Raw genomic sequence first — 26,218 nt, 5'->3', positions numbered from 1 at the left:
TCGAAAACAACAACACGCCGCAGATCAACGAGGGGCTGCCTGGCCGGTCGCCAGGGGGACGGTGACGTCGGCGGTCAGCGTCACGGCGCCGGCCGCGCGCTGGTAGTCGAACAGGCCGGTGATGGGGACGATCTGGAGATCGATGTCGCTGCCGCGATCCACGGCCCAGGAGACCGCCTCGATGGTGCGGGTGACGGTGCGCGGCCTGCCGTCCAGGACGACCGGGATCGGCGTGGCCTGATTACCGATGACGACGCCGGTCTCGCGGTCCACGAGCTGCGCGAACAGGAAGGTGCGCGACTTGGCGGCCAGGCCCCGGTAGCGGAGGGCGACCTGCGGCGTCCCGACGGCCTGGCCGGAACCGGCGGGAGCCGGAAGGTGCACGTTGACGGCCTTGGCCGCGGGCTGGGCGGCCACGGCCGGCAGCGGCAGGCCGCCGGGGCCGCCGTCCTGCCCGCCGTCGTCCAGGTACTGGAGGGCGTCGGCGCGGGAGAAGGCCATCGACCCGGAGCCGGTGGCGCGCAGCGTCCCCTGCCGCTTGGGCGGGTAGGACGGCGCGGTGCGGTAGACGCCGTTCTGGTCGATGTACTCGAATGCGGCGCCGGTGTCGACGGGCTTGTTCCGTAGGTACTTGTCGAACCAGGCGAGGGTGGCATTGGTGACATGGTCGGCAGGGCCGGGCTTGGTTGAGCAGACGCCGTGCCCGCCGCAGAACCACACCATCTTGACCGGCACACCGTTGGCCGCGAGGGTCCTGTAGTTGGCGATGGCCTCACGCAAGGGGAACAGGGTGTCGACCGTGCCCTGAAGGAGCAGCGTCGGCGCGGTGATGCGCTTGACCAAGTAGTCGGGGCCGTGGGCGCCGAACCAGTCGGCGACGTCCTTCGGGACGGTGCCGCTGGCCATGCCGGTCACGCAGCCCTTGGTCACCTGCCAGGACAGCCGGTTGCCGGACTGGAGCCCGCCCGAGCACAGCAGCAGCCCCCAGCCGGAGCGGAAGATCTGGTCGGGGTAGAGGCTGTTGAGCAGGCTGTTGAAGGCGATCGTCGGGGCGATGGCGTCCACCCGCCGGTCCAGCCCGGCGGTGACCAGCTGGATGCCGCCGCCGTAGCTGCCGCCCGCCATGCCGAGCCGCGGGTCCCCGGCCCGGTCGAGCCGGACCTCCGGCTGCCGGGCGATCCAGTCGATGATCGCCTGCGCGTCCCGGCCCTCGACGCGCGGGTCGTCGACGTTGGCCTCACCGCCGGAGCCGAAGCCGCGGGCGTTCCAGGTGACGACGTTGTAGCCGGCGCCTAGCAGCGACGCGAGCGTGCCGCCCGCCGGGTCGGTCTCGGCCCGTCCGGCCCAGCCGTGCCCCAGCATGACCACCGGCCGCCGCTCGCCGGCGGCCAGGCCGGGCGCGCGGAAGAAGTAGGTGACGATGCCGGTGCCGTCGAAGGAGCGGACGGTCACCTGCCGCGACACCTCCTCGGCCGCCGCCGCGGGGGTGAGCGTCCCCGGCACGGCGACCAGGGACAGGACGGCTGCGAGGGCGAGACGCCGCACGCGGGCGCGAGGGGACATGCGCGGCTCCGGGGCCAAGATCCACTACCGACGAGTAAGTAATACCTTGCGCGGCCCACCCTGCCTAGACCCACGGCGGAGTCCGCCTGCGACCGTCAGGCATCCCCATGTTCCGGCCGCGCACGTGGACGCCGAAGGCCGGCACCCTCATGGCCCTGTGAATCGCCTCGCTCATCCACACACCGGCGCGGCTGCAGATCATCTCCCTGCTGGCGACCGCGACCGAAGCCGAGTTCGCCTTCGTCCGCGACAGCCTCAACATGAGCGACTCGGTCGTATCGAAGCACGCCGGCGCCCTGGAGAAGGCCGGCTACATCGAAATCCGCAAAGGCTACGTCGGCAAGCGCCCCCGCACCTGGTTCAAGCTCACCAAGGAAGGCCGCCACGCCTTCGACGACTACATCACCACCCTCCAACAGATCGTCGGCCGCCCCCTCACCGCCACCCCCCAGACCGACCACTGAACGCGACGCGGCAATGGTTTACCCTCTCGGGCATGGATCATCGGGGTGAGTTTCGTCGGGCAGCGCTTGAGTTGGGCATCCCGGACGACGAGATCAGCAGATTCAGCCAGCACCTTCGTCTGTCGATCGGATTGCACGCGGGTGGCGGCGGCTCTCCGGTCGGAAAATTCGGAGGGCTGCCCCAACTGCCGGTGGGCATGAAATGGCCATCCGCTGGGGACAGTTCGTTGCCGCTGCTCTTCTCTGTCGATTGTGGGGCGCTGCCGAGAATCGACGGCCTCGACCTGCCGGCCGACGGGACGCTGCTCTTCTTCGTGGACCAGGAGATGGACCACGAGGACACTTCCGGGAGGTATGCGCAAGTCGTGTATGTACCGGACGGAACCGAAACCGCGGTCGCGGAAGCCCCCGATTCCGTGTGCGTCCGGGAGCAGCTCGACCTCAGCTCCAACCTCATCGGCGGGCTGCCCCTTTGGCTCCAGGAGGGCGACGAGGACTGGCACGAGTACTGGGAGGATCTCGATTGGGAGGACATGTCGCCCTTCAAGCAGCAGTTGGCCCAGTACATGGAGCGCGACCTGCCGCACCTGGACGAACTCCGGGCTCTGGCCTACGACCTATGGCCGTCCGGCGCCGGCGTCGTCATCGGCGGGTACGCCGATGACGACGTGATCAACAGCATTGCCGAGCAGACCCTCGCGGGACGCGAGAAGGCAGGCGAGATCCCCGCCATCCCGGTCGCGAAATGGCCTTCCCACCTGGAGGAGGAAAAGCACCGGCTGACGAGCGAATGGATATCGCTCGCCAGAGAACTCCCGGAGTACGAGGCCTACTGCACGAGTTTTGTGATCCGCCACGACGACTTGGCCGCCGCCCGCCTGGACAAGGCGCTGGCCGTGACCACTTTCGAGGCACCGTGACCTGCCCGCCGACCCGGTAGAACGGCACTCCCGGCCGCTGTCCACCGACCCGCCGACCCCGGTCACGTCCTCGTCTGCCCGGTCGAGCACGTGACCGCACTGCACACTGCCGAGCCATCGCTGCTGAACGAGGTGTTCAACGTGGTCACCCGCCTGACGCGTGACCTGCCCCCGACTCATTACCGAGGGCGTTCGGTGTTCGGTCATGACCGAACAGCGAACAACGGATACACTGGGTCATATGATGGATGCGGAGTGGATTGAGGACTTCGTGACCGCGGTGACCAGCCTCGGCGTGGAAGTCCTCGACCGGGGGGTCAGCACGGACACCGGGCACGACCTCTCCATTATCGTCCGCGGATCACCCGCCAAAATAAGCCTCACGCGTGCGGGAACAGTGACGTCCTCCACGGTGAGCGCTCTTCTGGCGAACCGGGAGAGTCCAGAAGAACCGACTGACTCGATCCCCGTTCTGGTTGGCGAGAGGATATTGGAGCAGTCGCGCAGACTGCTACGCCAAAACGGATGGAGTTGGCTGGACCTGCGCGGGCACCTGCATCTCGAGGGGCCGGGAATTCTCGTTGATACGGACGTCGAGCCCCTTGTCGCACGTCCGGAGAGGTCCGATGCCTTCGCCGGCCTGGTCGGGCTTGAGGTCGCCGCATTGCTGTTGCTTCAACCGGACGAAGAGCCTGGCGTCCGCAGTATTTCCCGCAAGCTGAATCGATCGGCCAGTACCATTTCAGAGGTACTGAAGGCGCTTCGAAACGAAGGACTCTTGACCAGGCCAGGACGACCGGACACCCGTGACCTATTCTGGCGCTTGGCCGGTTCCTGGAATACTCCCGCCGCCTCCCTCGCCTCATTGCCCGCGCCCGGTGACGGGTCCGTCAACAAGGCGTTGAGGCTGGGCCTGCAGGATCCGGAATCGACGACGGGGTGGGCGATGACGGACACGATGGCCGCCGCCTTGTACGGCGCACCCATCGGAGTACGCGCCGACTACCCGCCGGACTTCTATGTACCAACGGAGGCTGCGTTCAGCCGGGCAATTCGTCTCCTCGGCCGCGCGGATAACCCCGCTGATCGGAAGTGCAGCATAAGAGTGGCTCCCATCACGATGGCCTGTGAACTCCGCGTCGATGCGGCTCAGCGACAGCTGGGAAACGAACACTGGCCGTTGGCCCATCCGCTTTTCGTCGCCCTGGATCTTGCCGCCGACCCGGGCCGCGGAAACGAGATCCTAGAGGGCTGGAATCCGCCGGAGCCGTGGCAACGTGTCTGGTGAGGAGCGCGATATCCCGACCGTCAAGCTGTTCGGACCGGTCATGGAGGCTCTGGTCCTCGCGATCCCGGAAGTCGAATCGCGCACGGCCCGCCAGGTCACTCTCGTGGGAGGGCTGGCTGTCCTCTGCCGCCTGGGAACCGCCTATCGAGTGACCAGTGACCTCGATACCGTGAATCGACGCGCAAAGGAGGAGCGGCCCCAACTGGAGATCCTGATCGCATCCGGAGCCCGGCCACACGGGCCTTCGGGCGTCCGGATAGCGACCCCTCGCGGCGAGGTGCAGGTAGACGTCCTCGAAGTCGCCGACCACGAACTGGCCGAACTACCCGAGGATCCGACGGACCGGCTGCATGTGATGGCACATGCCTGGGCCGTCGAGGCGGCGACACCGATGTCGATCGAGGTGCTCAACACCGAGATCTCTCCGGATCCGACGACCCTGCGCGTCCGAGTGGCCTCTCCAGGCTCACTGGTCGCCATGAAGCTGCAAGCGATCATGAATCGGCCGGCGGCCAAAGAGGGAACCGACTTGCTGGACGTCGTGCGGTTGACGTTGGACCCGGCGACCGGCCCGGCCGCTCGTGCGCAGCTCCGCCTGCGGACGGTCAGATCCTGCTGGATGCGGCGCTCCACACTCGGAGATGGTTCGTAGAGCAGCGAGCCAAGACCGTCCGGCTGATCAATGCCCTCCCGGCCGGAGACGGCATCGACCTGGACACGATCGATCTGGTGGCCGAACTGCTCCTGGAAGATCTCGAGCGCTGAGGCTCTGGTGTTCGGTGTTCGGTCATGACCGAACACCGAACACCAGCGGGGAGCGCCGCGCGAGCGGTCGGCCACCGAGCGTGCGATCAAAGGCCGCCATGCATCGGATCATCTGCGGGCGATCACGGAGCATGGATAGCGCCAGCTTCATAGCACCACTGGAGTCGTTCCCGGCGCCGGCAGGGACGGTCCCGTCCCAGAGGACGCGGCGTCGTGGATTGACAGCCGCAAGGATCCGGACGGCTGGTAGCGCGGTCCGCGACGACACCGCGCTCAGTGCTTGGGCTGGCGTTTTCCAGTTCAGGGTCTGGCAAGGTCGTCCGTTGGGCCGGCGGGCGACCTGGTCGAGCTCGTGCTGGGTGTAGGTGCGGAAGTCGGTGGAGGAGCGGAGGAAGTACTGGCGCAGCAGCCCGTTGGTGTTCTCGTTGGAACCGCGCTGCCGGGGCGAGTGCGGGTCGCAGAAGTAGACCCGGCCCCGGTGGCCAGGGTGGGGTGAAGGCTCGAACCGGGTGGTGCGCTAGACCAGGGTGATGATGGCGCTGGTGCCGCGGGCCCCGATGATCAGGTCGCCTTCCCAGTGCCCGGGCACCGCCCGGTCGGCCGCCTGGGCGACGGGCCGAGATGTGCAGGCCGGCGGTCCAGGGCTTGGGCTGCGCTCGCCGCGGGCCAGACGCGACCGCGGGCGGCGGGCCACCCGCCCGCTGCGCAGCACCGACCGCTCACCCGGCCGCAACGCAAGCTGCCGGCTCGGCCCGCATCCGGCCCCGGGCCTGGTAGTAGATCGCCTGATAGATCGTCTCGTGCGACACGTGCATCTCCGGCTGCTCGGGATAGATCACGCGCAGGTGCGCCGCGCTGCACCTCCCGCCACACCGTCGACCGGTCCCGGCCGATCACCTCCGCGATCTGCGGAACCGACAGGCGCTTGACCAGGTAGTCGGCGCCGTGGGCGTGAGCTCTCGGGAAAGTACTTGACGGATCGGAAAGTAGAAAGTACTTTCCTACTTGGCAAGTACTTCTCCAGGAAGCAGGCATCCCCCGTGAGCGACTTCACCAACGCAGCCGAGGCCCTCGCCGCGATCGAGCAGACCCAGCAGCGGGCCTACGCCGACCAGCGCCTGCCGATGTGGTACATCCCCGGCGTGGTCACCCTCGGCACCACCGCCGCGATCGCCTCCGAGCTGGACGGGACGGCCCAGACCGTCCTCACCGCCGGCGCCGTCGCGGGCCTCCTCGCCCTCGTCGCCACCCTCTCCGCCCGGATGCGCATCAGATTCCGGCCGCGCACGTGGACGCCGAAGGCCGGCACCCTCATGGCCCTGTGGATCGCCTCGCTCTTCGCCGTCTGGGGCGCCGTCCCACTCATCGCCGACGCGTTCACCGACTCGGCCGTCTGGCAGAAAGCGATCGCGGGCGCCATCACCGTGCTCTACGCCGCGGCGACCACCCGTCCGGCCGAGAACCTGGTACTGGCCCGGCTGGCCGGAAAGGTGGCCCGATGAACCTCGACCCGATCATCCACACACCGGCGCGGCTGCAGATCATCTCCCTGCTGGCGACCGCGACCGAAGCCGAGTTCGCCTTCGTCCGCGACAGCCTCAACATGAGCGACTCGGTCGTATCAAAGCACGCCAGCGCCCTGGAGAAGGCCGGCTACATCGAGATCCGCAAGGGCTACGTCGGCAAGCGCCCCCGCACCTGGTTCAAGCTCACCAAGGAAGGCCGCCACGCCTTCGACGACTACATCACCACCCTCCAACAGATCGTCGGCCGCCCCCTCACCGAAGCCCCTCATACCGACCACTGACCGCACGCGCCGGAGCCGCCGCGTCGGCGACGGTGCTCTAGGCGGCGGGCGTCCGGCCGCCCCATTCGAACGGGACGGCCGGCTGCCCTCAAGCGCTCGCTACCTGTGGTGGTGCCAGTGGTGGTGGTGGCCGTGGTGGTGGTGGTGACCGTGGTGGTGGCCGTGGTGGTGGCCGTGGTGGTGGTGGTGACGGATGCGAACGCACCTGTGGAGGTAGCGGTTCCAGTACTTGCCGTGCGGGCAGTGGGGCCGCGCCGTCTGAACCGCGACCGTCTGAACCGCGGCCGTTTCCGCCGCGCTCGCCGAGGTCGCGGGAGCGAACGCGGCCAGCCCCGCGGCCATGGCCAGCCCCGCGACGGTGACCGCCGCCGAGCGAAGCGGATTCGTGATCTTCATGTTCTCCTCCATGAGGCATGGGACCCGACGAGGTCCGTGTGCTTCCTCCGACCACCTACCCCCTCTGTATTCAAGCGGCCACTGAAAGTAAGTAGATCTAAACCTGCCCCGGCCCCCGTCCGAACGCGGCAACAGACCCCCGAATCCGCCTAACCTGACCCGAATGACTGACGGCTGCCCCTTCTGCGCGATGGGTTCAGGCGAGACAGACCGCGACCTCAGCAGGCCGGGCGCGCTCGGCGTCGACGCTCACGGGTTTCGGGTGTGCTCTGCGCCCGTGTGGGTGAGGATCGTGTGGGCGACGGTGTCCCAGTCTGTGCGCTTTAGGCCGTGACCAGCTCCCCTGAGGCGGACGAGAGTGGCGCCCGGGATCTCTTCGGCCAGTGCTTCTCCGTGTTCGATGGGGAACATCGGGTCTGCGGTGCCGTGGATTACTGCAGTGGGCGCGGTTATCGACGTCAGCGGGTCTCGGTGGCGGTCGGCCTCCGGGATCGCATAGTGGTTCTGGACCGTCCTGATGTCGCGGGCCCGGTCCACGTCGCGGCGGACGAGGTCGCGGATCGCCGTCTCGTCCGGTGGGCGCTCCGTCCCGGTGAGCATGAGGTCGTACCCGGTCAGGTAGTCGACCACCGATGCGGTGTCAGACCAGTCGACCTTCGCGGTCGAGAAGAAGCGTCCGAACTCCTCGGTCGGCGGTGGTAGGTCGCGGGCGCCGGGGAGGGCTCGGCTTGTGCTGATCAGGGTGAGGGAGAGCACGCGGGTGGGGTGGTCCAGCGCTAGGAGTTGTGCGAGCGAGCCGCCTGCCGAGACGCCTACCACGTGTGCGGCCGGTATGCCGTAGGCGTCCAGGACGGCGGCGGCATCGTCGACGAGATCCAGGTTCGTGTAGCCGGGGTTGCCCGGTGCGTAGGTGGTCGAGCGGCCGGTGTCTCGGTGGTCGTAGCGGATGATGAAGCGTCCACCGTCGGCGAGCATCCGGCAGAAGTCCTCCTCCCACCAGAGCATCGACGCGCCCAGTCCCATGATGAGGAGGATCGGCCGATCTGCCGGGTCGCCGAAGGATTCCGTGCAGATTTCGGCGCCGTTCGCATCGATGAGCCGCTCTGCCACCTGGTGCCTCCCTACTGGACGGCCTGGACCTTGGTTCGGGAGGCTAGCGCGTGGATCACTGCGGCCATGTCCGACGGGCCGTGGCCCAACTCCTGGGTCTCGCGGTACAGGGCATGGCAGGCGTCCAGGACGGGTGAGGCGATGCCCGCTTGGCGTGCGGCTTCGGCGATGAGGCGGTTGTTGTCCAGGACGTTGGTGATCGACGCCTGGACGGAGAAGTCGTGGTCGAGGAGTTTGTGCGCCTTGGCGCGGGAGACGGTGCTCGCCATCGGGCCGGCGTCCAGGACGTCCAGCAGGCGCCGCTGGTCCAGGCCGTGCCGGGCGGCGAAGTGGAACGACTCGGCCAGGCCGGTGACCATCGTGATCAGGAACAGGTTGACCGCGAGTTTCATCTGCAGCGCTTGCGGGACGGGGCCGCAGACGAACGTCTGGTGGCACATCGGTGCGATGAGCGGTCGGATCAGGTCGATGGCGGCGGGCTCGCCGGCCAGCATCGCGACGAGTTCGCCTGTTTCGGCTGGGCCTCGTGAACCGGATACCGGCGCCTCCACGTAGCGTCCGCCTGCGGCATGGACGTCGGCCTCCAGGCCGCGCGAGTAGTCGGGGGACGTCGTCCCCATGTGGACGATCACGCGTCCCGCGACGTTCGCGGCGAAGTCCGGTGTGCCGCGGCCCAGGGTGGCGTCGATGGCGGGGCCGTGGGCCAGCATGAGGATCACGATCTCCGCGCGCCTGAACACCTCGGTGTGGGTGGACGCCACGGCCGCTCCGGCGGTGCGCGGCGCATCGGCTCGGGCGGGCGTGCGGTTCCAGACGATCAGGCGGGTTCCGGCGCGGGCGAGGTTGAGCGCCATGGGGCCTCCCATGACGCCGAGTCCGATGAATCCGACATTCGTGTCCACCGTCGCCTCCGGTCGCGGGCTGGACGGCGCTCGGCACAGGGGTGGCGGCGGAGCGCTCGTGGGGACGTACCGACCTTGCCGATTATGACAGCGGTCATGATAATGGTCCAGGTGAAGCCGGAAACTGAGGATCGAGATCCCCGCGAGCGGATGGTCTTCAGCGCCGCGCAGCTCATCCGCCGGGACGGTGTCACCGCCACGGGCCTGCGCGAGGTCGCCGCCCATGCGGGCGCGCCGCGCGGGTCGCTCCAGCACTACTTCCCCGGCGGCAAGGAGCAGGTGGTGAACGAGGCCGTGGCGTGGGCCGGGCGCTACGCGGCCGGGCGGATCGACCGCTTCATGGCCTCCATGTCCCGCCCCTCCCCCAGCGGGCTTTTCGCGGCGATGGTCCGGCAATGGACGGAGGAGTTCCGGACGGAGGGCTTCGCGGGCGGCTGCCCCGTCGCCGCGGCGACGGTCGACTGCGCCGACTCCGTCGCCTCCACCCGGGCCGCCGCCGCGGACGCGTTCGCGGCCTGGCGCCGTCCGATCGCCCGGGAACTGACCGCCATGGGCGTCCCGTCCCGCAAGGCAGGTGCACTCGCGACGCTCATGGTCGGCGCACTGGAGGGCGCGATCCTGATGGCCAAGGCCGAGCAGTCGGTACGTCCTCTGACGGTGGTCGCCCGGGAACTGGGCCCCTACCTGGACTCCTGCATCGTCGCCGAGACCTGAACCGCGGCGGGCGGACGTGGTCAGGCCAGGAAGTGTTCTAGGAGGAGGTAGACGCCCAAGACCGTCATGACGGCACCGGAGAGGCGGCTGATCAGGCGGGTCTTGCCTGGACTGCCGTTCAGCACGGTTCTGGTGAGGGTGCCCAGGCAGAGGTACCAGACCGCACACGTGGCCATGAACGTGAGGCCGAGGACGCCGATCTGGCTCGCGATGGGCCAACTGTCGGCGGGGTCGGTGAACTGGGGTAGGAGGGCCACGAAGAGCAACAGGCCCTTGGGGTTCAGGCCGCTGACCCCTATGCCGCGCAGGAAGGTGTGCCAACAGGTGCCGGCCTCGGGTTCGGTGCTCGCCGTGGCCGGGCGGGTGAGGGTCGTGGCGCCCTGCCAGATCAGGTAGGCGCCGCCGACCAGGGTCAGGGCGGTCAGCGCGGACGGGGAGCCGGCGACCAGCGCGCCGACACCGGCCGCGACGATGGCGGTGACGGCGGCGTAGCCGACGACCAGACCGCTCACGGCGGGGACGACGGAGCGGCCGGTCAGGCCGGCGCCGATGGTGAACGCCCAGTCGGGGCCCGGCACGACGATGAGCAGGAACGCGACCGCCCAGAAGGCGAGTACGGAGCCGGTCGCCATGGCTTCCCCTCCCTCTCTGCCCGCCGCTAAGAGAAGCGTATTCTCGGATGGCGAGAAGGTGTTCCCGAATTTGCCTCTGTAGCGGCATAGGAGTGGAAGGAACTTCTACATGGACGCGATCGACCGGAAGATCCTTGCTGTGCTCCAGGAGAACGGGCGTCTGACCATCACCGATCTGGCGGCTCAGGTCGGGTTGAGCGTCTCGCCCTGCCATCGGCGGCTGCGGGAGCTGGAACGCAGCGGCACCATCCGCGGCTACCGGGCGGTCGTGGACGCCGCGGCGCTCGGGCTGACGTTCCAGGCCCTCGTTTTCGTCACCATGCGACAGGAGGACCGGGAAACGCTGCTCGGCTTCGAGGAGGCGGTCGCGCGCGTCCCGGAAGTGGTGCAGGCTCAGCGGCTCTTCGGCGATCCCGATTACCTGTTGCGCATCGTGACCGCCGATCTGACCGCCTATCAGGAACTGGAGGACGATGTGCTGAGTGCACTGCCAGGTGTACAGAGGCTGAACTCCACCCTCGTGATGAAGCATGTAGTAGATGAACGGCCGCTGCCCACCTGACGACCATTTCCGACGCCGAGGCGAATATCGGGTGTGGCACAGTTCACACGCTCACGGCGATCGCCGCACCTCTCACTTGAACGCATTTTCATAGTGGCAGCAAGTGGGGTCGACCTTTCACTCTGTGTTATTTCCACTGATCAGCCGATGTGAGTGGATAGCGAGGTCGCGCAGGGACTGGAGGGGTTTACACAACCCTGGCGGATGACCTGGTCCGGCCATTAGCCCACGACCAGGCAATTTCCGGTCCGCAGGCCGGTGAAACCCCGCTAAGCTGCCGACTCATCATTCTCTTCCGTCTCCCCGGGCGCTCGTAGTTCGACGAAGCCCTGCATGCCAGCCGCCGGCCCGCGGCACATCCCCGCCATCGCATGGGCACATCTCGCTTCGCCTGGGACGCGGAAAGCCCCCGAACAGAGGAGCACGCAATGCGCGCAAGTCGGCTGGCCGCGGTGGGGATCGCTGCGGGATCCATGATGCTCGGAATGGCGGCGCCCGCGCTCGCCACCCCGGACCCGGTCACCCCCGGCGCCTTCTGCGACGAGGCCGGCGCCACCGGGACGAGCAGCACGGGCAAGGCCATGGTCTGCAAGACGGCCGCGGACGGAAAGCTGCGCTGGGTCTCGGCCGACGGCAACGAGAACCCCGGTGGCGAGAACCCGGGTGGCGAGAACCCCGGTGGCGAGGACCCCGGCACGCCCAACGAGCCGGCGTTCAAGTTCGGTCCCGACAAGGTGAAGCTGTCCAGCCTCCGCGTCGCGCCCGGCTACAAGACGACCTTCACGGTGACCTGCCCGACGTCGGTGTCCATCACGAGCAACGGCTACACGCAGAACCCGCTGCCGGTGAAGAAGGCCGGCGAGAACACCTGGACGGCCACCGGCACGTTCCGCAAGAGCCTGCCGAACCCGACGACCGCCACGGTGGTCTGCCAGGACTACGGCTCGGTCAAGTTCACCACGCAGCCCGACAAGGCCGACGGCAACAAGGGCGACAAGGGCGGGAACAAGGGCGGCGGCACGCTGACGCCGAAGACGCCGAAGATTCCGACCGGCCGCATCGACACCGGTGACGGCAGCATGTACATGCGCGACCAGAACTCCCCGGCGCCGCTGCTGGCCGCCGGCTGGGGCGCGCTGATGGCGGCCGGCCTCGGCGCGGTCGTGCTGCGCCGCCGCTCGGCTGCGGAGCGGTCGTAACGTTGCCGGAACTTCCCGCATCCGCCGCCGGTCGCCGCGCCGCGAGCGCGGCGGCCGGTGCGCTGCTCATCGGACTTCTGCTCGGCGGCTGCGGCGGGGACGACGGCGGGACCGCCGCCGCCTCCGGCGCGCCGACGCCCGCCGCGACGGAGACGTCCGGCGCGACCGCGCCCGCGTCGAACGTCCATCCGCTGTCGCAGTCGCCGCCGACGAAGATCGCCATCCCGCGGATCGGCGTGTCGGCTCCGGTCGGCGCGGTCGGGCTGCTGCCCGACGGCCGCGTCGAGGAGCCGCCGCTCAGCAAGCCGAACCTGGCCGGCTGGTACGACGAGGGCGTCACTCCGGGCGAGGTCGGCCCGTCGGTGATCCTCGGCCACGTCGACGCCAACGGCAAGCCCGCGGTGTTCTACCGGCTGAAGGACCTGAAGCCCGGCGACAAGATCGCGGTGGCCCGCAAGGACGGGTCCGTCGCGACGTTCGCCGTCCAGCAGGCGCAGCGGGTCGACAAGGACGCCTTCCCGCACAAGAAGGTGTTCGGTGAGGCGCTCGACCACGCGTCCCTGCGGCTGGTGACGTGCGGCGGCGCCTTCGACCCGAAGATCGGCCACTACAAGGACAACCTGATCGTCTACGCCAAGCTGATCGGTTCCTGACCCGAAGTACGAAGAACGCCCGCCGGTGGACGCACCGGCGGGCGTTCCCATTTCCGGCACCGGACAAGCGGGGGTGGCATCTCAGTGCGTAGGAACGAACTCGACGCCACACCCTCGGCGCAAGGCTGAAGGTGGAGTCCACCGACGCCGCCTGACATCAGCGGGTGGTGATGAGGCCGGATTCGTAGGCGTGATCACAAGTTGGGCGCGGTCGCGGCGCCGAGTCTGGTGAGCAGGCGGCCTCGGCCCCGGTGGCGGCCTCGCCGACCACCGTGAGGTCGGAGGTGGTCTCGATGAGGGCGCGGAGCTGAAGGACCCGCCGTACATCGCGACGCGTTCGCGCATCCCGACCAGCCCGTGCCCGCCGGGCGCCGGTCTCAGGGGCGGGAGGCCCGTGCCGCCGTCGACCACGTGGATGCTCACCTCGCGTGCCGAGACGTCCACCGTGGCCCGGCAGCGGGTGGGGGCCGGTCTGGGGCCGATCCGCCGGGGAGGTCCGCGTCCTGCCGCTCGGGGTCGTGAAGGGCACGACACCGCTGTCAATCGTCGCCACGGCGGGCCTGTGCATCGCACTCGTCCCCCTCGGGCTCGCGATCCTCTCCACCGGTCCCCGCCCCATCCGCCGTTCGGCGGCCCAGTTCGGCATCGGCGCCCTGGCAGTCATCACCCTCGCCTTCGTCTCGTCCCTGGGCTGACCCGGCGCGCGGTGTTCGGCAGTCGGCTGCAACAAGGTGAAGCCGTCCAGCCTTCGCCCGGCTCGGGTAAAGGTCTTTCGACGGCAGGGTCTTGTCCCCGCCAGTGCGCTTGACAGGATGATCAGCCCTTCTCATTCTTGGCTGCGGCTGACGTTTTTCCATGGCGATCACCGGGGGCGGGTATGTCTTTCTGGAGTCGGCAGATGGTCGCGCGGAGCGCGACCGGGCTTCTGTTGCTCGCGGGATTTCCGGTCGCACTCGGCGCGGAACCCGCCATGGGGGCCGCCGACTCGGCTGTCACGGTCTGCGCGGTTCCGAAGAGCGCCCCGCATACCGAGAAGACCGTGCAGGTGGCGAAGCGGGCCGTCGGCAAGCTGCTCGCCCGTTCCCTCTCCTATCCCGGGCCGTGCGCCCAGTACGGGCAGAGCGCGCCCCTCGGAAACGGGAGGCTCACCGCGTTCTCTCAAACAAAGGGGAAGACCCCGCTGGTCATCGGGCTCCTCGCCAAGGACGGCACCTACGACGGTCTTCCGTACGAGCCGCCCACGAGCGGGATCTGGTGCTATGACAAGAACAGCGACGGCACCGTCGACCAGCACCGTGAATGCACGGGCGGGCATGAGAGATCCCTCCGGTTGAGCCCGAAGTTCACGAAGAGGGTCGACTCGCCGTTCACCTACGTCCTGGCCAACTGGAATCCGATGGGGCACATGCCTGCCCACATTTGGGACGTACCGCATTTCGACGTCCACTTCTACATGAATCCCGAAGCGGAGCGGCTGGCGATCCGCCCCGGACCGTGCCCGCAGCTCACCAACTGCGAGGACTACCCCAAGGGCAAGATCCTCCCGGCCGCGAAATACCGGCACCCCGACTACGAGGACACCGACGCCGTTGAGCCCGGAATGGGCAACCACCTTGTCGACACGACCGCCCCCGAATTCCATGGGGGAAGATTCACGTCCTCGTTCATCTACGGCATCTGGAACGGCAAGGTCACCTTCTACGAGCCGATGGTGAACCTCGCGCAGTACAACGGGCTGCGCAACGGCACCATTGATGATCACTGCGTGCCGATCAAGCTGCCGCAGGCGTATGAGCGTTCGGGCTGGTACCCCACGCGGTACTGCATGCGGCACCGCTACAACCGCGCCGAGACAGTGACCTCGCTTGAGGGGTTCGTCTACAGGACGGCGGGCTGACGGTCATCGCCCTCGGCTTCGTCTCGTCCCTGGGCTGACCCGACGCACGGGACGGGGTGCCGGCGGTCGGGTGTATCGCGGGCGTATCGAAAATCGCATACGCCACCGCAACAGTCTCCAGTTTTCGATGAAGGCTCGGACCACAGCGGCGCGGGCGAAGGCCCGGTGCCCCGGCTTCGGAGTCCATCGGGACTGGAAGGAGACGGACATGGCCAGTGCGAGTGACGGGGCATGGGACCGGCGTTCGATGTTGCGGGGCGCCGCCGTGGTGGCCGGTGCCGGCGCGGCCACACCGCTGCTGGGCGGGGCGGCCACGGCACGAACCGGGAGAGGTGCACAGCTCGGCCCGATCCCGCCGGACACCCGTCCCGGCGGCGCCTACGACCGGTACATCGCGAGGCTCGCCGCGGAGGACAGGTTCTCCGGAGTGGTGCTGCTGTCGCACCGGGGCCGGACGGTGCTGTCGCGCAGTTACGGCATGGCCGACAAGGAGAAGGGGATCCGCAACCATGAAGGTGTCGCGTTCAACCAGTACGGCGGGCCGTTCGTCAGCCTGTCCATCGTGCAGTTGGCGCAGCGGGGAAAGGTGAAGCTGTGGGACACGGTGGGCACCCACCTGACCGGTTTCGCCAAGGAGATCGCTGAGCAGGTGCGCGTCCATCACCTGCTTGTGGGCACCTCGGGGTTGTCCTTTCCGGAGCGCGACTACCAGCGCATCTTCCACAGCGAGGAAGAGCAGCGGGAGTACGACCAGCAGTACGCCCGAGAGGCCACGCTGGTCGCGGCCCCCGGTGCGGGTTCGCAGAAACCCGGCTGGGGTTCGGAAGTCGTCGTGCAGATCGTCGAGGCGGTGTCCGGCATGACGTTCTGGGACTACGTGCAGAAGAACATCTTCGAGCGCTGCGGCATGACCGGCTCGGGGTACTACACCAGGCCGCAGTGGCTGGCCGACGCGCATATCGCGCACTCGTACATGGAACAGGCCGACGGCAGCCGGGTGGACGCCGTCCGCAACCTGGACAAGGGCAGCCCTTACCCGGGTATGGCGGGCCAGAACAATGCCCGAAGCTTCGTCCCGGACGGCGGGTTCGTCACCGCGCCGGACATGGTCCGGTTCGCGGAAGCGTTGTACGACGGCACCGTGCTCGACCCGTCCTGGGCCGACGTGTACACCTCGGTCAAGGCCCCCAACTTCCGAGGCTCCCCGGGGTTCGCCACCTACAGCCCGACAGCCCACATCGTCGAAGGCCAGTGGGAGCTCGGACGCGGAGGCCCCCACCCCGGCAGTTCCACCTACTACAGCATCTATCCGGACAGCGGGTGGGTCGGCGTCATCCTCGGCAACTACGACGACATACCGCTGCAGGAGATCACCGGACGGCAGACGCAGGCCATTACCGGGGCCGCACCCGGCGACGGCGGCGGCTGACGCACGGCCACGGGTCGATTCGGCGGCCGGCTACCCGCCGAGCAGCGCGAGGTGCTGTTCGACAACTCCGCCCGCGCCTACCAGGGCGCCGCCGAGGAGTTCGGCACGCCGTCGTGACCTCGCCGGAGGAATGCGGAAGGGACGGACCCGGTGATCGGGCCCGTCCCCTCGGGTGGGTACGTCAGCGGCGGTAGAGGTTCATCTTCTCCTCGCCGATGCGCTCGCGCAGGGCCGGGTCGTCCACGCCCTGGCCCTCCTTCTCGGCGCCGCACAGGACGGCGACCTTGCCGATGTGCTGGTTGGTCTGGACGGCGCGGGTCGCCTCCCCGGCCTCCTCCAGCGGGAACACCTTCGACAGCGTCGGGTGGATCATGCCGAGGCCGAACAGCCGGTTCACCTCGACGGCCTCGTGGTAGTTGAAGCCGTGCGAGCCGATGATGCTCTTCAGCCGCATCCACAGGAACCGGTTGTCGTACTCGTGCTTGTAGCCGGTGGACGAGCCGCACGTGACGATCTTGCCGCCGCGCTTGGCGACGTAGACGGACGCGCCGAACGTCTCGCGGCCGAGGTACTCGAACACGATGCCGGGGTCCTCGCCGACGAGGCCGCGGATGGCCTCGCCGAGCATCCGGCCGGCCTTCGGGTGCCGCAGGCCCTGCTCGCCGAGGTTCAGCTCGTTGCGGTTGATGACGTGCTCGCAGCCCTGCGACCGGACGATCTCGGCCTTCTCCTCCGACGACACGACCCCGACCGGGATGCCGCCGCCGTTCTTGACGAGCTGCGTCGCGAACGAGCCGAGCCCGCCGGTCGCGCCCCAGATCAGCACGACGTCGCCCTGCTTCATGCGGGCGCCGTGCGTCCCGACGAGCATCCGGTAGGCGGTGGCGGCGCACAGCGTGTTGGAGCCGGCCTCCTCCCAGGTGAGGTGGGCGGGCTTGCGGATCAGCTGGTTCGCCTTGACGATGCAGTACTCGCCGAGCGAGCCGAAGTTGGTCTCGAAGCCCCAGGCGAGCTGCGTCTCCGACATCATGCCGTCGTCGTAGGAGCCGTGGTCCTCCTCGTCCACGTAGGACGGGGACAGGACGACCTTGTCGCCGACCTTCCAGTGCTTCACCCCGGCGCCGGTCCGCACGACGACGCCGGAGCCGTCCGAGCCGAGGATGTGGTACGGCAGGTCGTGCCGCGCCCCGTACCAGCCCTGCCGGCCGAACTTCTCCAGGAACGCGAACGTCGGCACCGGCTCGAAGATCGCCGACCAGACGGTGTTGAAGTTGATCGCGGCGGACATCACCGCGACCACGCACTCGTCGGGCGCGAGCTCGGGCATCTCGACCTCGCCGACGTGCAGCGAGCGGCGCACGTCCTTGTCGGTCTGGCCCTCGAAGATGCCGACCTCGTCCTTGCGGGTGTGCGCGGCGCGGAAGCGGGTCGGCAGGTCGATCTCCTGCAGCTCGGGGCCGCTCGCGCCGCCGCGTACGGCCTCGAGCAGGGCGTGGGACGAGCCGGAGTTGGCCATGGGTGTCCTCCGTGGACGACGGGTTCGGGGTGGGGCCCTCAGCGGGCCGTTGTGGACGTGAGGACGGCGTCGCGCTCCCGCCGTCCGGCCAGCCGGCCCTCCAGGTGCGCGGCGAGAACCTCCACACCGGGCGGGTCGAGCAGGTTGAGGTGGTGCACCCCGGGGATCGTGACGATCTCCAGGTCGGAGCAGAGCCCGCCGAAACCGTTGGTCCCGTCGAGCACATAACGAGCATCCCGGACGGCCCAGGGGGTCTCCTCGGGCGCGTAGTAGAGGATGACGCGTCCGTCGTACGGCTCGGGCCGGTAGGCCTCCAGGGAACGGGTGTCCTGGTGCGAGGTGAGCTGGTGGGTGAGGGCCGCCGGGGGGATGTAGTCCACGAGCGGGGCGGCGCGCTCCATGACGAGCGCGAACTGCGCCTCCTCGTCCAGCCCGGACAGCTCCTCGTAGGTGAGGGTGACGTCCAGTCCGTACGTCTCGTTGATGTAGTCGGCGAACGCGGAGAAGCGGCGGGCGAGCGTGTCGGACTCGTCGTCCACCGGCAGCGGCAGGCCCGCGTCGAACAGCGCGACGAACTCGACCTCGCGTCCGGCGGCCTTCAGCTGCCGGGCGGTCTCGTAGGCGAGGACGCCGCCGAACGACCAGCCGCCGAGCCGGAACGCGCCCTCGGGCTGCGCCTCCTGCAGGTGCCGGACGTAGCGGGCGGCGCGCTCCTCGACGGAGGGCGCGTCCTCGAACCGCTCCAGCCCGTACACCGGCTGGTCGGCGCCGAGCAGGTCGACGAGCTGCCGGTAGCAGGCGGTGGTGCCGCCGGCGGGGTGCGCGATGAAGATCGGCCGCCGGTCGCCGGCGGGCTTGAGCGGACGGACCGTCTGCCGCGCCGCCTCCTCGTCCGCCGCCCGGATGTACTCGGCGACGTTCTCCGCCGTCGGGACCTCGAACAGCTCGCCGCGGGTGACGGCGGCGCCGAGCTCGGTGGAGACGAGCGCCACGATCTGGTCGGCCTGGTGCTCCTGCCCGCCGAGGTCGGCGAAGAAGTCGGCGGTGACGCCGACGCGGTCGAGGCCGAGGACGTCCTCGAAGATGCGGACCGCGAGCCGCTCGGCGGCGTCGCGCGGCATGACGTATCCGGATTCGGCGTTCGAGACGGCGGTGGGGGCCGGGGCGCCGGCGAGGCCGAGCTCGCCCGCCGCCCACTCCTCGAACACGTTCACGCTGGCGCCCTGGAGCAGGACCGACGCGGGGACGGTCAGCCCGAGGTCGTGCTCGACGCCGCTCTTGATCCGGACGGCGACGAGCGAGTCGAGGCCGAGGTCGGTGAGCGGGACGGCCGGGTCCAGGCGCTGCGGGTCGAACCCGAGGACGGCCGCGATCCGGTGCTTGACCTGCGCGGCGATCAGCTTGCGGGCGGCGGCGGGGTCGAGGTCCTTGAGGGCGTCCACGCCGGGCCAGTCGCCGGCGTCGTCGGCGCCCGCCTCGTCCGCCGCCTCGGTCAGCGCGGCGAAGTAGGGCATGGTGCGGATCTCGGGGAACAGGCTCACCGCCGTGACCGGGTCGAAGCGCAGCACGCCGGTCGCCGGCAGGTCGTGGACGAGCAGCGCTTCGAGGGCCTCCGCGCCCTCGGCCGGGCTGATCGGGTCGATGACCGTGACGGACGTGTCGGCGGCGCCGCCGACCTGCGACCAGGTGCCCCAGTTGATGGTGGTTCCGGGGCGGCCGTTCGCGCGGCGGTGGGCCGTCAGCGCGTCGATCGCGGCGTTCGCGGCGGCGTAGGCGCCCTGGCCGGGCGAGCCGAGCAGCGCGGCGGCCGAGGAGTGCATGACGAGCCAGTCGAGGTCGAGGTCCCAGGCGGCCTCGCTGAGCCGGCGGGCGCCCTCGACCTTCGCCGTCCACACCCTGTGGAGATCGTCCGGGCCGAGGTCGGCGATGAGCCGGTCGTCGATCGCGCCGGCGCCGTGCACGATGCCGCACAGCCGCGTGCCGCCCTCCCGGGCGGCCTCGATCAGGCGCTCGGCGGTGCCGGGCCGCGCGATGTCGCCGAGGACGACGCCGACGTCCACGCCGCCCTCGCGCAGGCGCGCGATCACCTTCTCGGCGTCGGCGCCGGGACCGCTGCGCCCGGACAGGACGATGCGTCCCGCGCCGCGCTCGGCCAGCAGCCGCGCGGTGACCAGGCCGATCCCGCCGTACCCGCCGGTGACGATGTACGCGCCGCCGCGCCGGACGGCCCGCTTCCGCTTGGGCGCGGCGTCCGGGAGGGCGGCCCGGCCGAGGCGTGCCGTGTACCGGGTGCCCGCGCGCCAGGCGACCTCGCGGGCGTCGCCGCCGGCGAGCAGTTCCGCGACCAGGTCGGCCGGACGGTCGACGTCCACGTGGGTGGCCCGCTGGACGGTCCGCTCGAACGCCAGCACGCGCGTGAGCGCGCTGACGAACGCGTGACCGGGCAGCCCTTCCTCGCCGTTCAGGGGGAGTGCGTTGCGGGTCGCGACGTACAGGCGCGGCCCGTCCGGCAGTGAACGGCTCACGCCGACGAGGGCGAGCACGAGTTCCTCGTCGACCAGATCGGCCGAGGGGACGAGCACGACGCCTTCGACCGGCTCCGCCATGGCCGGATGGTCGTCCGGCGGACGGTTCGTCACCCGGTGCCGGATGACGCGCTTCCCGCGCTCCTCCAGTCCCGCGCCGGCCGCCGCGGCCAGCGCGTCGTCCTCGTCGGACAGGACCAGCCACGTCCCGCCGCCGGACGCCTCGGTGTCGGGGAGGGGCGACTCGTCCCAGACGAGTTCGACCAGTTTGTCTTCGAGCGGGACCGGGACGCCGGGGCGTTCGACCTTGCGCAGGGTGATGCCCGTCGCCTCGGCGAGCAGGTCGCCTTCCGGCGACAGGAGGGTGATCGAGCCGGTCACGCCCTCTTCGTCCCGGACGACGCGCGCCTGGACGTGGCCACCGCGGTGCGTCGGGCCGTGGACGCGGAGGCTGCCGATCGTCTCGGCCAGCCAGACGCCGCCGTCGTCACCGGCCGCCTCGTCCGACAGCACCGACAGGCAGCGGTCGAAGACCTCGGGGTGCAGCCGGTAGTGGCGGCTGCCGCGCTCGGCGGCGCCGACCTCGGTGGCCGCGCCCGGCTCGGGCACGGCGGGGTCGCGGTGGTCCTCGCCGACGTCCGCGCTGGCCAGCCGCGCCCACGTGCCCGCCGGCGTCAGCGCGTGGATCTCGACCCGCTGCTCCGCCTCGGTGAACGTCGTGGTCACGGTGGTGTGCTCGGCGAGCGCCAGCGGACGCTCCATCCACAGGCTGTTGACGCGCACGCCATCGGTGCCGAGCGCGGTCGCGCCGGCGGCGAGCGCCATCTCGGCGTACGCGGCGACCGGCAGCGCGTGCAGGCCGTGGACGGTCACGCCCTTCAGCCACGGCTGCGCGGCCAGGCCGACGTCGGAGCGCCAGGCGTGGCGGTCCTCGCCGGGCATCTCCACGTGCGCGCCGAGCAGCGGGTGCTCGTCGCTCTTGCCGGACGTGCGGGACGACAGGTCGACCCAGTGCCGCTCGTGCCGCCACGGCGACTGCGGGACGTCGACGATGCGGCCGTCCGGCGGCGTCGCGACCGTGAGGCCGTGCGCGGCGAGGGTCGCGAGCTGCGCGTGGAAGGTGAGCGTGTCGTCGGTCTCCTCGCCCTTGCGCGCCCGCTTGAGCGTGTGGGTGACGAGCGCGCCCGTCCCGTCGAGGGTCTCACCGACCGCGTGGGCGAGGATCGGGTGCGCGTTGACCTCGACGAACGTCCGGTGGCCGTCCTCGGCGGCGGCCGAGACGGCATCGGTGAGCCGCACCGCGTTGCGCAGGTTCGCGGCCCAGTGGTCGACCCCCAGCGCCTCATCGGAGGCGAGGTAGGCGCGGGGGTCGTCGAGCGCGGTGGTGTAGAGCCTGATGCCGTCGGCGAGCGGGGTGCCGCGCTCGGTGCCGACCTCGGCGAGGAGTTCGCGCAGCTCGGGGAGCAGCGGGTCGACCTGCGGGGAGTGCCCGGCGCCCTCGGCCTGGACCATCCGGGCGAGGCGCCCCTCGGCCTCGGCGCGCTTCACGACCTCGGCGATCTGGTCGGCGTCGCCGGTGACGACGGTCTGCTTCGGGGAGGAGTGGACGGCCGCGTAGACCTCGGGGAGGCCGTCCGCGAGCCGCGCGACCTCGTCGGCGGACGCGCCGAGCACGGCCATCGCGCCGCCGCCGACGAGACGTGTCAGCAGGCGCGACCGGCGGCAGATGACGCGGACGCCGTCCTCCAGCGTGAGCGCACCCGCGACGACGGCCGCCGCGACCTCGCCCATCGAGTGGCCGACGACCGCGCCGGGCGTGACGCCGTACGCCTTCCACATGCGGGCCAGGCCGATCTGGATGGCGAACAGCACCGGCATGGCGTCGGCCGGCCCGTCGGGCTTGCGGCCCTCTTCGAGCAGCGACCACAGGTCGGGGCCGCCCTCCTCGGCGAACAGTCCGTCCAGGTCGTCGATGGCCTCGGCGAACGCGGGCTCTTCCTCCAGGAGGCGCTGCGCCATGCCCGGACGCTGCGCCCCGTACCCGGAGAACACCCACACGGGACGGCCCGGCATACCGAGCGCGGAACCCGTGACCACACCCGCATGGGGACGGCCTTCGGCGAGGGCGGTCAGCCCTTCGATGAGCCCTGCGCGGTCGCGGGCGGCGACGGCGGCGCGGGCTCGTCCACGGCCGGCGCGGCGGTGCAGGGTGCGAGCGACGTCGGCGAGCTTCACACCGTCCTGGGCGGGCAGCCACTCGGCGAGGAGGGCCGCGTGGTCGCGGACACGGTCGTCGCTGGTGTCCGACAGCGGGAACGTCCGGACGACGGCCGGGTGGACGGTCGTCTCCTGCGCGGGTGCCTCTTCGAGGATGACGTGTGCGTTCGTCCCGCCGAAACCGAACCCGGACACGCCCGCCCGTGCGGGGTGGTTCCGGTCAGGCCAGGGCGTCTCCTCGCTGACGACCGCAAGGTGCAGTTCGTCGAACGGGATGTGCGGGTTGGGTTCCTTGTAGTGCGCGCTGGGCGGGATGACCCGGTGGTGCAGCGCGAGGACGGCCTTGATGAGCCCGGCGATGCCCGCCGCCGACTCCATGTGGCCGAGGTTCGACTTCGCCGAGCCCAGCAGCAGGGGCGCGTCGTCGCCGCGTCCGGCGCCGAGGACCTCGCCGACCGACTTGGCCTCGATCGGGTCGCCCAGGAACGTGCCCGTCCCGTGGGCCTCGATGTAGTCGACCTCGCGCGTGTCGACGCCGGCGGCCGCGTAGACGTGGCGGAGCAGGGCGCGCTGCGCGTCGGAGTTCGGGGCGACGAGGCCGTTGGAGCGGCCGTCGGAGTTGACGCCGGAGCCCTTGACGACGGCGAGGACGCGGTCGCCGTCCCGCTGCGCGTCCGACAGGCGCTTCAGGACGACCGCGCCGCAGCCCTCCGCGCGGACCATGCCGTCGGCGGAGGCGTCGAACGCCTTGCAGTGCCCGTCCGCCGCCGTCCCGCCCGCGAGGTCGAACGTCATCGTGACGGTCGGCGACAGCAGCAGGTTCACGCCGCCCGCGAGCGCCACGTCGGCCTCGCCGCTGCGCAGCGCCTGCACGGCGAGGTGCGTGGACACCAGCGACGACGAGCACGCCGTGTCGACGATCATGCTGGGGCCGCGCAGGTCGAGCAGGTACGACAGCCGGTTCGCGATGATGCTGAGCGCGGCGCCGGTCGCCGTGAACGGTTCCAGGGACGCCAGGTCGGAGGCGGTGAACGCGGCGTACTCCGGCGCCGACACGCCGACGAACACGCCGGTGCGGCTGCCGCGCAGCGACGCCGGGCCGATGCCCGCGTGCTCGAACGCCTCCCACGCCACCTCGAGGACGAGCCGCTGCTGCGGGTCCATGACGGCGGCCTCGCGCGGCGTGATGCCGAAGAACTGCGCGTCGAACCCGGCGACGTCGTCGAGGAAGCCGCCGAGCCTGGTGGTCTTCTCCAGGAGGTCGCCGACCTCGGGGGAGCCGTCGTCGAACGGGTCCCAGCGGCCGTCCGGCACCTCGCGGATCGCGTCGCCGCGCCCGGTCAGGAAGCGCCAGTAGTCGGCGGGGCCGGTCAGGTCGCGGTCGCCGCCGGGGAAGCGGCAGCCGATGCCGACGACGGCGATCGGCTCGTCGCTCGCGCCCGCCGCCCGGACCGGCTGCGGCTCCGGCTCGGCCTCCCGGGCGCCGCCGCCCGCCAGCGCGACAGAGAGCTTGTTGATCGTGGGGTGTTCCCAGACGAGGGTGGCCGGCAGGGAGCGGCGCAGCATCTGCTCCAGCTCGCCGGCGATCGCGACGGCGTCGCGGGACGCCAGCCCGAACTCCTCCAGCGGCCGGTCGGGGTCGATGTCGGCGACGGCGGTCCGGGAGCGGCGCGCGATCTGCTCGACCAGGTGCCGGCGGATCGCGTCCTCGCCGACCCGGGTCTCGTCCTGCGAGGCGTCCCGCGCGGCTCCCGAACGATCGTTGCTCTGCATGCGCTGGGTTCCCCCCATGAAACCGGGATCGTTCATCGAAGCGGAGGGACCACTTTGTCCCACGCTGACCGGCTCACGATGCGCATCCAGACCACTTTTCTCAGCGACGTCTTGTCACGGTGATGACAAGACTCGGGAGTAACCAATGTGGCCTGATGGGATAGTTGAGGCAGCCCGGCACAGAGTCAGGGCTGAGTAACGAGACGCCAACCAATAGTAACAATAGCGACGACTGCTTTTAGGGGGAAGCGGCGGATTTCCCGGCGGTGCGGGACCCTCGCCGTACGGACTCTTGACCCGGGGCCGATACCGATGGGCGCTGGCGGTGGTGGCCGTCAGCGCGTTCATGACCACCATGGACAACACGGTGGTCTTCACGGCGCTGCCCACGATCATGGCCGACCTCGACATGTCGTCCTCGGCCAAGGACTGGGTCGCCACCGGCTACATCCTGATGTTCTCCTGCCTGATGATCACGGGCGGGCGGCTCAGCGACGTCTTCGGCTGCCGCCTCACCTTCACCACCGGCATGGTCGTGTTCACGGCCGCGTCCGCCGTCTGCGGGCTCGCGGAGACCTCCGAGGTGCTGATCGTCTCCCGGATCGTGCAGGGCGCCGGGGCCGCGCTCGTGCTGCCCGCCACGCAGGTGATGGTCACCGTCGGACGCAACGACAAGCAGCGCTCGATCGGCAACATCGCCTTCATCGGCGCCGCGTCCGCCGCGACCGCGCTCGGCCCCGCGATCGGCGGGTTCATCGTCGAGCACTGGCACTGGGGCTGGATCTTCCTGATCAACATCGTGCCCGGCATCCTGGTGATCGTGCTGGGCCTGTTCGTCCTCACCCCGACCGGCGAGAACAAGCACGCCCGCATCGACCTGCCCGGCGTGCTGATCTCCGCGACGATGCTGTTCGCGTTCATCTACGGGCTGGAGGCCGGCAACAAGCTCGGCTGGTCCGACCCGTCCGTGCTCAGCGTCTTCGCCCTCGGCGCGATCGCGCTGGTCTGCTTCATCGTGGTGGAGAACTGGGCCCCCGACCCCATGATCGACCTGCGGTTCTTCCGCAACCGGGTGTTCACCGGCGGGCTGCTGTCGCAGATGCTGTACGGCATCGGCTTCAACGGCATGATGTTCTACTCGCAGCCGTTCCTGCAGCGCTTCCTGGGCTTCTCGCCGTCGGAGGCGGGGCTGGTCATGCTGCCCCCGGCCATCGCGATCATCGTGCTGACCCCGCTGGCGTTCCTGATGGCCGCCAAGATCGGCCCGCGCCCGGCGATCGGCGCCGGCATGGCGCTGATGGGCCTCGGCATGGTGCTGTTCTCCATGCTCAAGGTCGGCGACGGCTACGCCGACCTGATGCCCGGGGTCATGCTCGTCGGCGTCGGCGCGGCCCTCGGCATGCCGCTGGTGATGTACGTGCTCAAGGCCGTCCCGGAGAAGCGGGCCGGGGTCGCGAGCGGCGTCATCAACGTGATCCGGGAGGCGTCCGGCGCGTTCGGCATCGCCATCGTCGGGCTCCTCGTCCACCACGTCCCGGACGAGGGCGCGAGCGCCGCCGAACTGGAGACGTTCCGCGCCGGGACCTCCTCGGGGCTGATCCTCGGCGCCGTCCTCGTCCTCGTCGGCGGCCTGATCAGCGGGCTGACGCTGCCGAGCCGGCGCGGGTGGCTCGGGCCGAAGCACGGCAAGACCTCCCCCGTCATCCCGGACGTCCCGGACGCCCCGGGCCTTCCGGAGTTCGACCCGTCGATGACCCCGCGCGACCCGATCCCGGCCCTGGTCGCGCCCGCGTCCGGCCCCCTCGCGGCGCCGGTCGCGGTGGCGGCCGCCGCGCCGCCCAACGTGCCCCTCCCGCTTCCCGCCACCTGGGAGGACGACCCCATGC

General features: G+C 70.2%; 21 protein-coding genes and 2 pseudogenes. 15 read left to right on the top strand and 8 right to left on the bottom strand.

Annotated elements, in window-relative coordinates; genetic code table 11:
* Positions 1 to 24 precede the first annotated feature (24 nt).
* The gene (locus E1284_RS16955) at positions 25 to 1,563 is read right to left on the bottom strand and encodes an alpha/beta hydrolase family protein (protein WP_131940060.1); all 1,539 of its coding nucleotides are present in this window, start codon (positions 1,561 to 1,563) and stop codon (positions 25 to 27) included.
* 161 nt (positions 1,564 to 1,724) lie between these two features.
* On the opposite strand from E1284_RS16955, the gene E1284_RS16950 reads away from it, so the two are divergent.
* The 5 genes and pseudogenes from E1284_RS16950 (at position 1,725) to E1284_RS16930 (ending at position 4,887) form a co-directional block, all read left to right on the top strand.
* Positions 1,725 to 2,027, top strand: coding sequence for a winged helix-turn-helix domain-containing protein (locus E1284_RS16950; RefSeq protein WP_131940059.1), 303 nt, complete (start codon positions 1,725 to 1,727; stop codon positions 2,025 to 2,027).
* Positions 2,028 to 2,059: 32 nt separating this feature from the next.
* A complete protein-coding gene (locus E1284_RS16945) occupies positions 2,060 to 2,947 on the top strand; it encodes a DUF1963 domain-containing protein (RefSeq protein ID WP_131940058.1) in 888 nt (295 codons plus the stop codon).
* A 57-nt stretch (positions 2,948 to 3,004) separates the two neighbouring features.
* Positions 3,005 to 3,211 (top strand): annotated as a pseudogene (locus E1284_RS44045) (HIT domain-containing protein); the annotation flags it as partial.
* Positions 3,189 to 4,235 carry a winged helix DNA-binding protein gene (locus E1284_RS16935; protein ID WP_165965307.1) on the top strand — a complete coding sequence of 349 codons (1,047 nt, stop codon included), beginning with the start codon at positions 3,189 to 3,191 and terminating at the stop codon, positions 4,233 to 4,235. The pseudogene E1284_RS44045 and the gene E1284_RS16935, both read left to right, overlap by 23 nt.
* On the top strand, positions 4,225 to 4,887 hold the full coding sequence (locus tag E1284_RS16930) for a nucleotidyl transferase AbiEii/AbiGii toxin family protein (RefSeq protein WP_131940056.1): 663 nt from the start codon (positions 4,225 to 4,227) through the stop codon (positions 4,885 to 4,887). Before E1284_RS16935 ends, E1284_RS16930 begins: the two co-directional genes overlap by 11 nt.
* A 387-nt stretch (positions 4,888 to 5,274) precedes the next feature.
* Here the strand turns inward: E1284_RS16930 and E1284_RS44040 are convergent.
* Positions 5,275 to 5,854, bottom strand: a pseudogene (locus E1284_RS44040) (transposase); the annotation flags it as partial.
* 186 nt (positions 5,855 to 6,040) lie between these two features.
* Here E1284_RS44040 and E1284_RS16920 point away from each other — a divergent pair.
* Both E1284_RS16920 and E1284_RS16915 read left to right on the top strand, forming a co-directional pair.
* Positions 6,041 to 6,502 (top strand): hypothetical protein, encoded by a 462-nt coding sequence (locus E1284_RS16920; protein WP_131940054.1) that lies wholly within the window; start codon positions 6,041 to 6,043, stop codon positions 6,500 to 6,502.
* Complete coding sequence (locus tag E1284_RS16915) at positions 6,499 to 6,807, top strand: winged helix-turn-helix domain-containing protein (protein WP_131940053.1); 309 nt, start codon at positions 6,499 to 6,501, stop codon at positions 6,805 to 6,807. The genes E1284_RS16920 and E1284_RS16915 overlap by 4 nt, the downstream gene beginning before the upstream one ends.
* A 99-nt stretch (positions 6,808 to 6,906) precedes the next feature.
* On the opposite strand, the gene E1284_RS16910 is transcribed toward E1284_RS16915, so the two are convergent.
* The 3 genes from E1284_RS16910 to E1284_RS16900 all read right to left on the bottom strand — a co-directional run bounded on the left by E1284_RS16910 (position 6,907) and on the right by E1284_RS16900 (position 9,215).
* Positions 6,907 to 7,203 carry a hypothetical protein gene (locus E1284_RS16910; RefSeq protein ID WP_131940052.1) on the bottom strand — a complete coding sequence of 99 codons (297 nt, stop codon included), beginning with the start codon at positions 7,201 to 7,203 and terminating at the stop codon, positions 6,907 to 6,909.
* Between the two features lie 249 nt (positions 7,204 to 7,452).
* Entirely contained in the window at positions 7,453 to 8,313 is an 861-nt protein-coding gene (locus tag E1284_RS16905) for an alpha/beta fold hydrolase (protein ID WP_131940051.1), read from the bottom strand.
* Positions 8,314 to 8,324: 11 nt separating this feature from the next.
* Positions 8,325 to 9,215 carry an NAD(P)-dependent oxidoreductase gene (locus E1284_RS16900; protein ID WP_243714535.1) on the bottom strand — a complete coding sequence of 297 codons (891 nt, stop codon included), beginning with the start codon at positions 9,213 to 9,215 and terminating at the stop codon, positions 8,325 to 8,327.
* A 111-nt stretch (positions 9,216 to 9,326) separates the two neighbouring features.
* Between E1284_RS16900 and E1284_RS16895 the strand changes: the two genes are divergently transcribed.
* Positions 9,327 to 9,929, top strand: coding sequence for a TetR/AcrR family transcriptional regulator (locus E1284_RS16895; RefSeq protein ID WP_207923795.1), 603 nt, complete (start codon positions 9,327 to 9,329; stop codon positions 9,927 to 9,929).
* A gap of 20 nt (positions 9,930 to 9,949) precedes the next feature.
* On the opposite strand, the gene E1284_RS16890 is transcribed toward E1284_RS16895, so the two are convergent.
* Entirely contained in the window at positions 9,950 to 10,561 is a 612-nt protein-coding gene (locus E1284_RS16890; protein ID WP_131940048.1) for a LysE family translocator, read from the bottom strand.
* Between the two features lie 109 nt (positions 10,562 to 10,670).
* On the opposite strand from E1284_RS16890, the gene E1284_RS16885 reads away from it, so the two are divergent.
* From E1284_RS16885 to E1284_RS16855, 6 genes are all read left to right on the top strand, one after another.
* The gene (locus E1284_RS16885) at positions 10,671 to 11,123 is read left to right on the top strand and encodes an Lrp/AsnC family transcriptional regulator (protein ID WP_131940047.1); all 453 of its coding nucleotides are present in this window, start codon (positions 10,671 to 10,673) and stop codon (positions 11,121 to 11,123) included.
* 428 nt (positions 11,124 to 11,551) lie between these two features.
* Entirely contained in the window at positions 11,552 to 12,322 is a 771-nt protein-coding gene (locus E1284_RS16880; RefSeq protein WP_131940046.1) for a hypothetical protein, read from the top strand.
* Between the two features lie 2 nt (positions 12,323 to 12,324).
* On the top strand, positions 12,325 to 12,975 hold the full coding sequence (locus E1284_RS16875; RefSeq protein ID WP_131940045.1) for a class F sortase: 651 nt from the start codon (positions 12,325 to 12,327) through the stop codon (positions 12,973 to 12,975).
* A 428-nt stretch (positions 12,976 to 13,403) separates the two neighbouring features.
* On the top strand, positions 13,404 to 13,670 hold the full coding sequence (locus E1284_RS16865) for a hypothetical protein (protein ID WP_207923792.1): 267 nt from the start codon (positions 13,404 to 13,406) through the stop codon (positions 13,668 to 13,670).
* A gap of 344 nt (positions 13,671 to 14,014) precedes the next feature.
* Positions 14,015 to 14,872, top strand: a complete 858-nt coding sequence (locus E1284_RS16860) for a hypothetical protein (RefSeq protein ID WP_131940043.1) — start codon at positions 14,015 to 14,017, stop codon at positions 14,870 to 14,872.
* Between the two features lie 208 nt (positions 14,873 to 15,080).
* Entirely contained in the window at positions 15,081 to 16,301 is a 1,221-nt protein-coding gene (locus tag E1284_RS16855; protein ID WP_131940042.1) for a serine hydrolase domain-containing protein, read from the top strand.
* 181 nt (positions 16,302 to 16,482) lie between these two features.
* Here the strand turns inward: E1284_RS16855 and ccrA are convergent, their stop codons facing one another.
* On the bottom strand, positions 16,483 to 17,817 hold the full coding sequence (ccrA, locus tag E1284_RS16850; RefSeq protein WP_131940041.1) for a crotonyl-CoA carboxylase/reductase: 1,335 nt from the start codon (positions 17,815 to 17,817) through the stop codon (positions 16,483 to 16,485).
* Positions 17,818 to 17,855: 38 nt separating this feature from the next.
* Positions 17,856 to 24,332: a type I polyketide synthase gene (locus tag E1284_RS16845; protein WP_131940040.1), complete on the bottom strand. Its 6,477-nt coding sequence runs from the start codon at positions 24,330 to 24,332 to the stop codon at positions 17,856 to 17,858.
* A 292-nt stretch (positions 24,333 to 24,624) separates the two neighbouring features.
* On the opposite strand from E1284_RS16845, the gene E1284_RS16840 reads away from it, so the two are divergent.
* Positions 24,625 to 26,218 (top strand): MFS transporter (locus E1284_RS16840; protein WP_207923791.1); only part of this gene is annotated, 1,594 nt, incomplete at its 3' end.

Source organism: Actinomadura bangladeshensis, from assembly GCF_004348335.1.
Classification (GTDB): Bacteria; Actinomycetota; Actinomycetes; order Streptosporangiales; family Streptosporangiaceae; genus Spirillospora; species Spirillospora bangladeshensis.
Note: the sequence above shows the minus strand (reverse complement) of the source record. Positions and strands in the feature narration are given on the sequence as shown.